The following is a 13,804-nucleotide window of genomic DNA, read 5'->3' as shown; positions in this document are numbered from 1 at the left end:
GTCATCAGTAGAGGATTGAAGTGCTCACTCTACCCTGTTGGGTTACTCTACTGAAGCCAGTCATCTCTCCAATAGGATTTCGACTGAACGAATCGCACTGAGATTTAATTACGCACAATGCCGTCTTAACAGCAAAGTCTTTACGTTGGCGGGAAACTTTTAAATGCTTGCGTCCCAATCGATTAATCGCCTTCTTCCGATTGCGAGAACCTTTTTTCTTTCTGGAAACTTGACGATGTAACCTCTTTAACGCCTTCTCCGATTTACGCAGGTGACGGGGATTCTCTACCTTGTTCCCTTGGGAATCAGTATAAAAGGCAGATAATCCAACGTCCAAACCAATGGTTTTACCAGTTGGTTTAATGTCAATATTACGTTCGGCTTCAATTGCAAATTGAACGTAATATCCATCGCTGCGCCGAATTATCCTGACGCGCTTAATCTGGTCGATTTGATAATAGTGCAGATCGTGAGTGCCAACGAGCAAGAGTGCGCCAATACCGTTGGAGTCGGTAAAGTCAATCCACTGGCGGTTTTTTGACAACTTCCATCCCGTGGTTTTATATTCAACGGAACGGTTGTTTTTCTGAAACCTTGGATACCCTTTTAACCCTTGCTTCCCGGATTTACAATTCTCGTAAAACCGAGAGATTGAGAAGGATGCCCTTTCGGTTGCCGCTTGTCTTGCTTGCGAGTTAAGTCGGGCGGCGAATTCAAACTCTTTGGCTAAGACTGCACTTAATTTGCTCAGTTCAAATAATTTAACGCCACGATTGTCCATCCAAAATCTAATTGCTTTGTTGCGGATAAATTGGCATTTCCGAATTGCTTCATCTATTCTTCGGTACTGCGGAGCTTTTCCTTTAATTTTTAACTCGTATGTAATCATGGCGCTTCTTATTTCGACCTGGTTTAATTGTACTATTGTTTAGCGCCAACAATGCCTCCTAAACACAAAAGTTAATATCAATATTGACGGCGAATGAATAAGCCCTTGTCGCATTTCATCCACCGGATAAATCGCGGCGGCTTTCATGCTCCCGTGCTACTTTAGGTAAATCAGACAACGCTATAATCGGGGTTTCAGACATAAAGAAATAATTCGCCAACAGGATCAGGATGTTCATATTAACTCAAGTTGCTAGTTATCTCTCTGGGAGCGGCTAATGGCTAATGGCTAATGGCGAAATTGGTAAAAATCCAAGATTAGCAATTAGCAATTAGCAATTAGCAATGCCCTTGTTTATAACTAGCAACTTGCGTTATTAGCTTAAAACAAACAATCAATCAACTAATAACACAACACCTTGAAAGGGCTGGTTCTAAGAATATTTCTTTCCTCAATAAGTTTTTGCAACACAACCTTTATGGGTTTGGTTTCTTCCCCATGACAAAAATAGTCTCCACATCCAGCCAAAGACCTCTGTCTGTCTTGAGTTTCTCGATTTCTGCCAAATGTTCTGCTTTGAACTGCTCTAATTTCTCCTCTGAGATTTGCGACAGCTCAATCCGAAAGCCACTATTCCAAAGCAGCTCCCACCACTCATTTGTGTTATCTAGATAGTAGCCTAGTTGCTTAGTCTGGATTTCGATGTCCTCAAACCCTGCCCTATGCATGAGGTTAAGACATGTTTCTGATGTGTCAACCAATCCACATGCGGATGGAATTTGGAGACCATAATTTTTGACTTGTGCATAGAATATTTCAACCATTGGCTGGAAAGCAGTCTCACCAAAATTAGAAAATGCGACTATTCCACCTGGCTGGGTGACACGCTGCCATTCCCGCAATCCACCTAGCACATCAAGCACAAAGAAAATGCCTGACGCACAGATTACAGCATCAAAGCTATTGTCGCTGAAGCTCAGTTTTTCTGCATCTTCCTGTCGTAGCTCAATATTAGTTATCTCTGCTGTCTTAATCTTTTGCTGTGCTTGTGCCAGCATATCTTGGGAAAGATCGATCCCAACAACTTGACCTGTAGAGCTAACTTTACTGGAGATAGCGATCGCCGCCGTTCCCGTCCCTGTAGCAATATCCAGCACCTTTTGCCCATTTTGTAACCTTGCCAATTCCACAAGTTGCTTGGCACAGTTTGGCAGGTGCCGCAGTGCCGCTCTGTCGTAGCCTGCTGCGGCTAGATTAAAACCATATGTTACCTGCTGTTTATGTTCATTGAGCTGAGCTGTATTGGTCATAGAAATCTCCCTGAGTGATTAAGATAGATGGTGGTGGATAATTGCCTTTTGGTTGTGTGTAAAAGTTTTGAGTATTGAGCATCGATAGCCTAAGAATCACTGTCAGTAGACCGAAAAGTTTTGTCAGTCAACGCCATCATGCGGGTTTCAGGCGACGTTTTTGGAATAGATCGCAGCGATCATTTGCGATTGCACCAGAAAGCGTCCACGATCCTATTGCTCAAAAGGCAGATTCACCAAATCACCTCTAACTCCATCTACAATCTGGATGCTTGGCTTGCACTGGTTCTGAGTGCAACATTTAAACCTAACATTCCTTACAGAATTGTTAAATTCTAACATCAGTGCGTAAGGTACTAACCTCTGCGCCATCGCCCGTACAGGCCGAGGGGTTTCCTCTAGAAACCCCCTCGCCTGACTGCTTGGGTGTTGACTTTTATTGTATTTCCGTGTTCATTATCGCTTCTACAAGTGTTTTCCCATTTTGTGACAGCGTTATCGACTCGCTTGACTCATCAATCGAAAGCAATTCTCTTCGTTCTAAATCTCGGAAGACTTTACCCCAGTGGCCTTTTAATAGATTGCCCTCTGGAAAGCGATTGACATGATAGGAGTTGAATACTGGCTGGCAGGTAGAAAGCGATTTTCTGATCGAACTTGCCTCCTGGGAGCTTTGATCGTAGCCTTTAACGGTAAGCGGTATTTTTCCCTCCTCAATCGCTGCTTGGTAAAACTTGGGATTCACTTCCACAACTCCACTTGCTTTGGCACAGTGGGAACTGCCCCCCAGACCGATGCCAATCTCAACGTTTTGCCGATTCTGATCTACCTGAAGGGATTTCCACCTTTCCGCGCCGGTTGCTTTTTTTTGAAAATACATGGTCGGATACTCTGATCTGTCATCTTGAGCAAAGAGTTTCACCGCCAATTCTCTCATTTGGTATTGCTCACCTAATGTCGGCCAACGTAAACCTTTCAAAGTTAATTTCTCCCTATACTCGCTGTTTTGCCATTTGGCAGGTGAGATACCGGATATAGCTGTACCTGTCTTCTCGTAGGCGCCTAGATGGAGTTTGGTCGTCACCACTGTATCAAACTGATATTCCAAGGCTGTTTTAACATCTTTCTCAAAATCCGATATAGTTTGGTTGACTAAACCATAGATCAGATCTCCTGTGATTCTCTCAAAGCCTATTTTACGGGCATTCAAGAGCGTATCTATTGCTTGTTGCCCTGAATGGCCACGTCCTGACAAACTAATCAATTCATCATTAAAACTTTGTATTCCGTATGAGATCTTTCTACAGCCCTTTTCATATAAAAACTCGAGCATCTCTTGAGTCAGGCTGTCTGGACTTCCTTCTACGCGAATAGTTGAGTTCTGGGTAAAGTTAAAGTTTTCTTTGTAGAAATCAATTAATCGACCCAACTCCTCCATAGGTATTTGTGTGGGTGTTCCTCCAAACAGGCAAAATTCACCGATTGGTGCCGTTTTTAATTTGGGAATCTTTTCTTGCCATAAGATGGCTTCTTTAATGTTATAGTCCACCCAACTCTTCGCTCTAGATTGTGCATTGACTGGATCGCTTGATTGCAACACCACGGGGAACTGGCAATAATAGCATTTGTAATTGCACAAAGGAATATACGCCCATAAAAACAGTTCTTCTCCTTTTTCCAATTCCTCATTTACATAGAAATGAAAATCCGATACCTCCAATGCAGTTGTCCCCGGAAAATGATGTGCGCCAAAAGGATCTTCGGTGATGTAGTTGTACAATTTTACATTTTCTTCTCTGTTCAGCAGCTCAACAACCTTGGCTGGTGGATAATTAGCATCGAATGTATTGAGAGATTTCAAGGCTTGAGAGCAATTCTTGGCTTGATTAGACGCTACTTCCATTTTGCAACTATCTCCTACAACATGAGTTACATTGTTTGTCTGTTACCTGAATTATACAAGCACTTCCTCTTCTGACGGCAAAAGTATGTCCCTAGATGCCATCTTATCTAAAGACAGGTGGTTTGGGAATAATTCAAGTAATTTTTGTTTAAAAGTGATGGTAGATATTTTTTTAATACCCACCTGATAGTTATAATTAGCTATTTCACGGCACCTCCTCTCATCTCTCAGCAAATTGTTGACTTCATTAATGTACTGATGCGATGGTAAATCATCCTTATCCTTCGACACCTCAAGCAGATTTGTCTTATAAGTATCTACTCCGTAGACACTATCGTAAAGTTCATAATTTGTGCTGATAAAGGGAACTTTGGAGGCGATCGCTTCTCCTGGCGGGTTTCCATAGCCATCGTACCCAAATGCTGTCAGAAACGAACTCAATTGACTGTGAGCCATCAGATCTCCGATGCCATATTTACTTTTTCCCACATCGGCGATTTTGAAATAATTTTCTAAAGGTTTTAATCCATCACCAAATATAATTTTATCCTCCACGTTCAGAGCATGAGACATTTTCTTTAATCTTTCGTACTCCTGCCTGTCTTCATTATTTTTGCCAGCTATGAACAGGTAGACTTCTTTTTCTTTTGATTCCAGACGCTGCTGATTTAGCATTGCTGTGATATAAATGTCTCTATCTATTCTTTTTTGCCGGATCAGCCTTGTGGATCGGGCAATCACGATTGCGTCATGCGGTATATTATAGTCCTTCCTGAATTTCACGTTTTTACTTAACTTCTGCGAAAAATTAAAGCAATTTGGTAATACATGAAAATCAGTATCTTTAGACCAACTCATCATTTTTTTCTTGGCCGCATCATGCAATACAACATGATGTATATATTTTGACCCTACAGGTTTAACAGCAATTTTTATGGCTCGCTCGCCGTATTTATCCACCTCGCTAAACCACATCAAATCATGATCTCTCCAGAACGCATACTTTCCTAATTTTCTTTGCTCTCCATACTTGATTATTGCTTTATAAACTGCTTTTGTGAAAATAATATTCTCTGGTAGAGTTCCATTCTCAACAATCACTATTTCCACATTTAATGAGTACCATTTCTCTATTAATAATTGAGAAATGGATTCAGAAATCTCTTCTACTAAGCGCCAATCTTGAGAATTATAAGCCAAATCTGAATCTTGGCAAATAGCACTCAGAAGCTTTTCTACAACAATAGGATTATATTCAGGTATTTTGCTTATACTTGCAAGACGCTCTAAATTTATCCAGTCTGGCAAGTACTCCATTTCCTGTGTATAGGGAATGAAAAAATTCCCTTTGTCTGCTTTAATATCATAACCTAAGTCCAGGTAAATTTTATATCCACTTTTTTGAAAATAGCTGGTCAACTTAATATATTCTGCGGTGACTCCAGAAATACAAACTCCATCAAAAGAAATACCATACACCGACTTAGATTTCATCGTATTCATAGCCATTTTTCCCCCTTTACATGGTTGTGTTTATTTTTGTTTACCTGCCAATCTACTGATTTCTTTTGTTTCTTAGGTTTCTTGAAGAATTTTATCGAAAAATATCCCCTAATAACAATTCAGCCACAAATTGCTGATGAACTACCCCGCCTCAATTGTCGGACGGGGTTTCTGATTCCCCGGCAACCTTGGATTTTGCCCCAGTTGCCGCACCCTTGCCAGTATGCTTGCGCTTACTTGTCGAATTGGTAGAGCTAAGACATCCGTAGTCTACGAGGGTAGTTCAATGCCCCGGTTGCGAAGAGAGTTGCAACATTATATAAAACCATTGCCGAGCCTCTGTCACCAGGCGTTTCAAATCTACATTCATCACAAACACGATCGCGGTTTGATAACTCTGCCCAATCTTTGTGAATTGTTCCACAATTAGGGCAGCGCTGTCATGGTTTTATTTGTTTTGTAGGTAGCATCAACCATCGTAGAGGGTTAATGCCGTCTCCTTTCCTAAATCAAAACCTACTATTGATTCGAGCTTCAGATCCGACCCGGAACCGAATTTAGTTTCCGGCGTAGGAACTTCAATCCTCAACGATGCACACCACTGGTTTCTACCCCGCCTGTAAACAATAGTCAAGGTAGTAGTAACGCCCCATTGTTTTGCTTCACCGCGCATCCTAATGGTGATGCCCAGCTCTTTTAAGGTAACGCTTCCATGCCTGCCTTTGCTGTTTATTATCCAGCCATATGTAGCTGGATAATTCCACCCGGAGTAGTCGCTAATCGACTTAAACTTAGGTTTCTTTCTTAATCCTTGAAATCATCCTCCATAGGCTAAATCAACGCGCTTTACTGTGGCTTGCATTGCTTGTGAATGCATCTGATCGAACTCAATCCATTCTTTTTTGAATGCCGGTAAACAGTTCTGCTGTTCAAAATAAGTAACGGTTTTTTTGTCCGAGCGAAACGAATAACGACGATGCGCAACACAAGCATTATAAAGACAGGCATTGTTTCTACCTCCCTCTAACAGCTTATTCTCTTGCTGCTTGTTCGGTTACAGTCCAAATGTCTGCCTTTTTATTGCCATGCGTTGCTCACCTCCTTTACTTGTTTGCCTAACTCAATCAATCACTGGAATACTCTAACATGGTCTCTTTGCATTAGCAAATATTTTACAAAATTTTACTTTAGCGCCTGCTTATTTCATGAAAGATTTTTTTTTACATATAAAATATCTATTCAGAATAGGTCACTCAGGTATAGTGTAAAAATTAGGGGCTAAGAAACCCTAATTTTTCCCCTGCTATCCATCCCCACCGCACAGGCAGATGGGGAATTCCGCAGGGTTTGTTAACCATACCTAAAAGCGATTATTGATGGCTAAACTTCATTCCACTGACTCACGCAACGATTCGTAAGATTATAGCGGTTTGCCTTGGGATGAAGTACGACTCAATATGCAGGATGTTGCTGTCACCCAGTTTTAAATTCCAGGTGTACCTCACTCAGTCGAAAAGCGCTATAAAAGAAGCTTTCTTACTTTTCAAACATTCTAAAAGACCTGTTACAAACTTTTCTAGTCATTGACCAGTTATTAGGCAACGTCACGGATTACCTTACCACCTTTCCTCCTTTCATCAGAAAAATGGGTAGAAACCCCGTCCTTATAGGACGGCTTTACAGTTACCACTACTGCCTTGGGGTTGCTTGAATCGGTGTACTTTTGTGTTGTACTTTCAGCGGGACAGTTACCGCCTCAAATCTTGCCACCCTGTACACATAGTGTTTTGCTCGCCATGAGCCTCCCTTTCGGGGTAAAGTTAGCAAGGCCAATGTTTTAAGAGCTTGTTATACTTGCAGCACTGTTTCAGTGACCTTAAAACTGTTTAACTGCAAATGACATAGCAGGGAACTAGCTACGCATTCTCCGGTGTCGTGACTCAAAAAACGTAGACAAGGAAAGTCTTAGGCTGGTCAGGATGGCTTGTTAGATTTCTCTTCCAAGCCTCATGCCTTTAGGCTGAGGTTCCTGACAACTCCTCTGATTAGAAGGTTATGAATCGAAGCTTTGATGCTTTATCTTTTAGCTGATTGGCGAGCGCTTTTGTGGCACCGCCATACTTACTGCCAAACATATCGAACCAGAAACTCTAGCAGGGAATAGGAAACAAGGGAGGTACAGGTGATCTATTTCACCCATCAAACTGCACTTCCATCATGTTGAGTTTAAGATTAGCAGGAAAAACTCATGAATGCAATTAAATTTTAGTAAACCTCAGCTGGCACCTGGAAACATAAATGTCAAAACCGTCACTCCGTACTAGAGTAATTATTCGTTCCAAGTCAAGTAAAAAGAGAAACAGAAAAATTTGCGGTCAAATAAATTCAAGCGCGGTTTGTGCAGCTTGTTCCCAGTCAGGTAAATCTGTAGAGTTGGTGGATAGATAACCCAATGTGCCAAAAGATAAGCAATTAGAGAGAGTACCAACCAACGATAAACTCCCAGAAGAGAGCCTTGACCAAAACGGTGTAAACCAAAGCGATGCTTGGCGGTTTTGAACCAACCTTCAATCTGCCATCTCTGTTTTCCCCACCAGGTAATCGTGCTAACTTTGAGCGGCTTGGTAGAAAGAACAAATCGCTTTTCCAGTTGACCGTTATCACGTTTGAGGTAGTACCAGGATACTGAAACGGGAAACTTCAAACCGACTAAACGGACTTGCTGACCCCGTTTACATACAGATTTAGCTTGGCTGTGTTGGGGTAAGGGATGCCTTTGAGCCTCTCAAAACCCCAACATGGCTGGAAGATTTTCTCGTTGATATGGGGAAGGCATTCACGACAGTAGGATATAAACTAATTGCTGGGCTTGGGCAAGAATTGTTGGCATCGTTCTTGCTTTTAATGGGCTTTTCACGCCCTTTTTTCTCATTTTTCGGCAAAGAAAGCAACTCTAGCGCTGTGGATGCTGGGTTAGATCGTTTCTCGCTTCCCCCCGTAATTATACTCTTATTTGTGTTGTATTTATGACTGGCTTACCAGAGAGCCGCGTTTTTCTACAGGTGTCAGTTTCTTACACCTCAACTGTTTGTATTCCGGGGTGACCCTGAAGTCAAAAAGGTAAGGGCAACTCTGGCAGCAAAACATGGTTCTGGTGGCAGCCACGCACTGCCCCAAATGACTCTGGCTTTCTGGGCTAGTGGTTCTTGAGATTCTAGTTGCCGTGCTGGATGCATGGCGAAGCCAAAGCCTCCGGCGGCGAGGAAAATCCAGACTAGTTTACGGACGGCTCTGTTGGGTAGTGAATTTGAATTCGATCGTGGTTGAAAAGTCGATCCTGCATGGTTTTGGATGCTCGCAGGCGATCGCGCCGTACCAGCAGGTGAACTTTCCGGGCATATTTCGTCAGGTACAAAGCTTCTTCAGCAGCAGAGTCACCCCCGCCAACTACGGCAACCTCGGCATCGTGGAACAATGGATTTGCCCCATCGCAGATTGCACAGGCAGAAATACCATTGTTCCAAAACGTTTCCTCACCGGGAAGATGCAACCGTTTGGCAGTTGCGCCGGTACAGATGATGACGGCGTGGGTTTGAACCACCTGTTCTGTAGAAGCGATCGCCAACGGGCGCTGCTTAAAATTGACCTGCTGATAATGGTTTTCTACGATGGAAATCACCCGTTCAATAGGATGACTAATTACGGGACCCAAGGTTAGAACCACAACCAGAGATAGCAATCCCAATCCACCGTAAACTAGCCATTTTTTTGACACTTTAAAACGTTGGTTAGCGGTATTCTCAGTTGATGACTGAGGTATTCGTGTCATGAAATTATCCTTAAGTAAACTAATTTTTTGCCAGAGCAGCGTCGAGTATTTTGGTGTAGTCAGCCTGATTGGGATTATTTTTGAACATCGCTAACAGTAGCTGGGTCAACAATAGCCACGGTGCTAGTTTGACTCTTGGTGGCTTCCAGGAATTGCCCCAGACCTAATTTTTTGGCGGTGGTTGCTGTTGCTTGGAGTTTGGCTTGCTCTGTTACATCTAGAACGACAAAGTTGACCTTGTCGGAGTATTCCTGTTTCAATTGCGACAGCGTGGGAGCAATATTCTTGCAGCCCGGACACCAGCTAGCAAACACATCCACTACGACTGGGTTCCCCTGAAGTTCTTTAGCTAATGGGCCTCCTACAGATTTAGCTTTAGCTGCACAAGGATTGGCCCGAGAAGCGCAAGGATTGACTTTTGATGCACAGGGATTTGCCTTAACTTCTGTTCCGGTATTAGTAGATGTGTTGGTTTTCGCCGCATCGGGGTTTGAACAACTGACAACTGCTCCGAGACTCAAAATCGAAACAATTGCCAGTCGGGAAAAATCTTGAATCTTCATGTGATTAATTCCTCAAGAAACTGTAAATTTTTGCTGGTTCGGCAATACTTGAGTGCAACCCCTGAAGATGCAACCGGACATGATATAAATTGGCATCCTGATATCAAAAGACTTACGCACGACGCTCCTATCACCTTTGTTTCTGTGTAGGGAACGGGCGAAATATTCTATTCCAGCGAACATTTTATGCTTGCCGTGCCCCTCCGGTTTCTTTGTGTCCTGTATCAACTATTTTTTAGCTAGAGCAGAGTTGAGTACGGATGTGTCAGCAGATCTGTTGGCATTATTACGATGTAGGGGCACGGCATCAATAAGCTTTGCTGCTAACGAGAAGGTTTTTGCCGTGCCCCTGCAACCAATTTAATCATTTAGATGCAACCGGAAACGATATGACAGGACAAGACTGGTTCGTGACAAATGATGGGCAGTGCAATGCTTGTGAGGTTGCCAGTCACGATCAAGATTTGACCCATTCCTATCCCTACCGACTTTACCGCTTTTTGACCGATGTGGAAGATGTATTAGATCGAATTGCCGATGACCGCTTGCGACTCCAGGCGATTTGTCCGCTGGTTCGCAAGTTGTTGATTAGTTCCTCTTGGCTGCAAATCACTCCCCTTGAACCTAACTCGGAAACGGGTTGGGAAGTTTTGATGCGTGCCTTACGGATTAAGCTAGAGGCAACCAATCCAAAACGGCTATTGCATACCGTGCGCGGGGTAGGATATGTATTGCGAGATTATGCTTAGGGAAACCACGCACCAGGAGGCCATCACCTTAGTTTCTTCTTAGATCTCTGGTTTGAGCAACGATTTTTCATAGAAACAAAGGTGATTTGGGTAAGTCCTGTTTCTGCTATCTTCTTTTTAAAATTAACTCTGACAAAATCCCAGCAATATTCCAAGCATCATCTACCCCACGATGGTGAGTTCCTTCGAGTGGCGTACCAAGTAATTCTAAAGCTTTTGCCATGCCAACTTCACGCGGTAATAGATAAATGATGGCCAACAGAGTTTTAACATTAATATGCCTAGTTCCAAACGGATAGATATTTGGGCGATATTGGCATTGTCTTTCAAATTGCTGCCGATCGTAATCGCCGTAACTTGCCCAAACTCTGTCTTGAGAACCATATTCTTCTTTAAGAATAGAACAAGCTTCGGCCAAACTAATTCCTTCGTCAACTTGCTCTTGAGTTAAAGTGGTTAATTTAGTGCAGAATTTACTAACTTTTGAACGTTCTGGTTTGACTAAAATACTTCTTTTTTCTAGCCTTTCTCCCGTAGGAATATCTAAAGTGCAGATGCCAATTTCTATAATTTCATTCTTTTCTCCATGTGGTGGATTTCCCTCCCAGCAAGTAGCTTCGATATCAATAACAAGGATTTGATCTAGTTTCTTAGCCAAGGTACATTCATCCTTACATTTCTCGTTCCCAGGCTCAGCCTGGGAACGAATTTTCTCGAAATTCCAGGGCGGCTTCTAGGGGATTAGGTGCAACTGCATATTGTGCTAACACGTTCATATCTAAATTTGGCAGCACCTCGCTGCGGTCAATTTTTTCATAATTTTATTCCCGCAGGCTATAAATTTAAAACTTATTTTTCTGGAAAAACCAAACTTCTCTCACTCCCAGAGGTTTGTAAACTTCTAACTTATCAAGTCCACCACTACTTACAACCACTTCAATCGCGATATCGGGAAACTCTTTATCTTCTCCAATGCCGTAAGATTCATCAGGTTCTGTACCGCCTCTTTTTTCTTCTTTGCGAAAGGTTGTAGAACCCAAAGGAAAATAAGGAATGCGCTTTTCTTGACAGTAAATTTCCACTAAAGAACCAATATTACTTTTATTGCGTGCGTGACGACGACTTGGGGACACAAGTTCTATTACTCCATCTAAATAAGTGACGCGATACCGGAGACTATCTCCCAATTCATCCAGTAAACTTTCGTATCCTTCCCAACTAACGCCGCTGACGATCTGCCTTTCTTCAGGATCTTCAGCTTGTAAACGTTGCGATAAATCTTGAAGCGAAACCATAAGCTGCTAAGGTCGATTTACTGCTAGTTTAATTCTAGCTTGCATACTATCTTCTCACTACCGGCAGAGTGATAATTAATTAACCGCTCCAGACGCAGAGAACGCAGAGGTAAGAGAAAAGAAAAGATGGGTAATACTTCTTCCTTCTTCTTCCTTCTTCTTCCTTCGCGCTCTTCGCGTCTTTGCGGTTCAATCAAAGTAATTTTTCGGAGGAGAAAGGAGTAAAGAAACCTGGTTTCTCATGCACTACTTAAACAACGCCCTCAATCCCTCATTTCTCCGCAACGCTACCTTTGTCCGCTGACGCATTTCGGCGCGTTCTATAATCCGATTCAGCAACTCTGTATAAAGTAACGGCGGTTCTGATTTCACCCACAAATAAAACGACAAAGACCCAGGGAGAGTATTAATCTCGTTAAAGTAAATTTTATCTGTAGTCGAATCAATAATAAAATCAATTCGCGCCACGCCAGAACAACCGAGAACTTTAAATGCTTTCAACGCATATTCAATCGCCGCCTGCTTTAATTCCACGTTCAAATCTTTTGGATCTATTACTCGCGTTAAACTCGCCATTCCTTGAGATTCGCCTGCTTGTTTATTGCCTTCGCCTCTCAAATACTTATCTTCATAAGTCAATACCCCGGAAGTCGATACAGGCATTTCTACCACCGATGCAACGGGTTCCTCATCCTCTAAAACCGCTACATTGATTTCCAAAATATCTTTGACGCAGGGTTCTACAATTGCCTGAGCATCGTATCGGAAAGTATTCACCAAAGCCGCATTTAAACCAGCGATATCGCTGGCTACAGAAATCCCAATACTTGACCCTAGATTGCAGGGTTTGACAAATAGGGGAAACTGTTCTAAACCAGGGGTGGATAATATGCGCTCGCGTACTGCTGTTAAACTCTTTCTCCCTTCATCTCGATGCACCACCGTCGCAGGTAAAACGGGTATTCCATGCGCCGCTAAATGGGTTTTACACTGATATTTATTCATTCCCAACGCCGCAGAAAGCACCCCGCACCCGGTATAAGCCACATCTGCCATTTCCATCAACCCTTGGATGCAGCCATCTTCCCCATAAGTGCCGTGAAATGCCAGAAAATAAATATCAACCGGAATCACTTCACCGTGTTTTTTTGGCTGCAATACTGTTAATCCACCAATCCGAGGTACAGGTAAAAGCGTCACTTCTTGAACTTGGGAGAGGGAAGCGGGTAATTTTTTGTATAACTCCTTATTTAACAGCGCATCCCCCGTATACCACCTGCCAGATTGAGCGATGTAGACGGGAATGGGGCGATATCGTTCCACATCCAGAACGTTGATCAATTGCAGTGCAGTAATGACGGATATTTCATGTTCCACCGATCTGCCGCCGAATAATACTGCTAAATTTTTGATCTGTTCTTTCATCCTATTTTCCCTCTTCCCATATATGTCTATTTAATTGCTAGTTATAAACAAGGGCGTTGCCGATTGCTAATGGCTAATTGCTAATTGCTAATTGCTAATATAGCATTTTTTCCTGTCTAGCCATTAGCCATTAGCCATGAGCCATGAGCCATTAGCCATGAGCCATTAGCCATTAGCCATGAGCCATTAGCCATGAGCCATTAGCCATGAGCCATTAGCCATGAGCCATGAGCCATGAGCCATTAGCCATGAGCCATTAGCCATTAGCCATGAGCCATTAGCCATTAGCCATGAGCCATTAGCCATTAGCCATTAGCCCCACTTCCCAAGGGTAACTA

10 protein-coding genes and 4 pseudogenes are annotated in these 13,804 nt (G+C 42.7%); 2 read left to right on the top strand and 12 right to left on the bottom strand.

The window, feature by feature from the left end; all coding sequences use genetic code 11:
* Window positions 1-100: 100 nt before the first annotated feature.
* The 9 genes and pseudogenes from MiSe_RS14265 to MiSe_RS14230 form a co-directional block, all read right to left on the bottom strand.
* Window positions 101-889: pseudogene (locus tag MiSe_RS14265) on the bottom strand (RNA-guided endonuclease InsQ/TnpB family protein); the annotation flags it as partial.
* Window positions 890-1,004: 115 nt separating this feature from the next.
* Window positions 1,005-1,127 (bottom strand): hypothetical protein, encoded by a 123-nt coding sequence (locus tag MiSe_RS50925; RefSeq protein ID WP_264196486.1) that lies wholly within the window; start codon window positions 1,125-1,127, stop codon window positions 1,005-1,007.
* A 238-nt stretch (window positions 1,128-1,365) separates the two neighbouring features.
* Window positions 1,366-2,199: a class I SAM-dependent methyltransferase gene (locus MiSe_RS14260; RefSeq protein WP_226580450.1), complete on the bottom strand. Its 834-nt coding sequence runs from the start codon at window positions 2,197-2,199 to the stop codon at window positions 1,366-1,368.
* Window positions 2,200-2,635: 436 nt separating this feature from the next.
* Window positions 2,636-4,102 carry a radical SAM protein gene (locus MiSe_RS14255; protein ID WP_226580448.1) on the bottom strand — a complete coding sequence of 489 codons (1,467 nt, stop codon included), beginning with the start codon at window positions 4,100-4,102 and terminating at the stop codon, window positions 2,636-2,638.
* A 51-nt stretch (window positions 4,103-4,153) separates the two neighbouring features.
* The gene (locus tag MiSe_RS14250) at window positions 4,154-5,611 is read right to left on the bottom strand and encodes a glycosyltransferase (protein WP_226580446.1); all 1,458 of its coding nucleotides are present in this window, start codon (window positions 5,609-5,611) and stop codon (window positions 4,154-4,156) included.
* Window positions 5,612-6,074: 463 nt separating this feature from the next.
* The gene (locus MiSe_RS14245; RefSeq protein ID WP_226580444.1) at window positions 6,075-6,278 is read right to left on the bottom strand and encodes a hypothetical protein; all 204 of its coding nucleotides are present in this window, start codon (window positions 6,276-6,278) and stop codon (window positions 6,075-6,077) included.
* A 1,711-nt stretch (window positions 6,279-7,989) separates the two neighbouring features.
* A pseudogene (locus MiSe_RS14240) lies at window positions 7,990-8,336 on the bottom strand (transposase); the annotation flags it as partial.
* Window positions 8,337-8,879: 543 nt separating this feature from the next.
* Window positions 8,880-9,434, bottom strand: a complete 555-nt coding sequence (locus MiSe_RS14235; RefSeq protein ID WP_373872793.1) for an NAD(P)/FAD-dependent oxidoreductase — start codon at window positions 9,432-9,434, stop codon at window positions 8,880-8,882.
* Between the two features lie 19 nt (window positions 9,435-9,453).
* Window positions 9,454-9,997 (bottom strand): annotated as a pseudogene (locus MiSe_RS14230) (thioredoxin domain-containing protein).
* 190 nt (window positions 9,998-10,187) lie between these two features.
* Here MiSe_RS14230 and MiSe_RS14225 point away from each other — a divergent pair.
* On the top strand, window positions 10,188-10,361 hold the full coding sequence (locus MiSe_RS14225) for a hypothetical protein (protein ID WP_226580440.1): 174 nt from the start codon (window positions 10,188-10,190) through the stop codon (window positions 10,359-10,361).
* Complete coding sequence (locus MiSe_RS53795; protein ID WP_444980495.1) at window positions 10,336-10,746, top strand: helix-turn-helix domain-containing protein; 411 nt, start codon at window positions 10,336-10,338, stop codon at window positions 10,744-10,746. Before MiSe_RS14225 ends, MiSe_RS53795 begins: the two co-directional genes overlap by 26 nt.
* Before the next feature lie 106 nt (window positions 10,747-10,852).
* Here the strand turns inward: MiSe_RS53795 and MiSe_RS14215 are convergent, their stop codons facing one another.
* The 3 genes and pseudogenes from MiSe_RS14215 to MiSe_RS14205 form a co-directional block, all read right to left on the bottom strand.
* Window positions 10,853-11,404 carry a 3'-5' exonuclease gene (locus tag MiSe_RS14215; RefSeq protein ID WP_226580437.1) on the bottom strand — a complete coding sequence of 184 codons (552 nt, stop codon included), beginning with the start codon at window positions 11,402-11,404 and terminating at the stop codon, window positions 10,853-10,855.
* 34 nt (window positions 11,405-11,438) lie between these two features.
* Window positions 11,439-12,041 (bottom strand): annotated as a pseudogene (locus MiSe_RS14210) (Uma2 family endonuclease).
* 246 nt (window positions 12,042-12,287) lie between these two features.
* Complete coding sequence (locus MiSe_RS14205; RefSeq protein ID WP_226580430.1) at window positions 12,288-13,466, bottom strand: D-alanine--D-alanine ligase family protein; 1,179 nt, start codon at window positions 13,464-13,466, stop codon at window positions 12,288-12,290.
* Between the last annotated feature and the right edge of the window lie 338 nt (window positions 13,467-13,804).

This window comes from Microseira wollei NIES-4236, from assembly GCF_020521235.1.
Lineage (GTDB): Bacteria > Cyanobacteriota > Cyanobacteriia > Cyanobacteriales > Aerosakkonemataceae > Microseira > Microseira wollei.
Note: the sequence above shows the minus strand (reverse complement) of the source record. Positions and strands in the feature narration are given on the sequence as shown.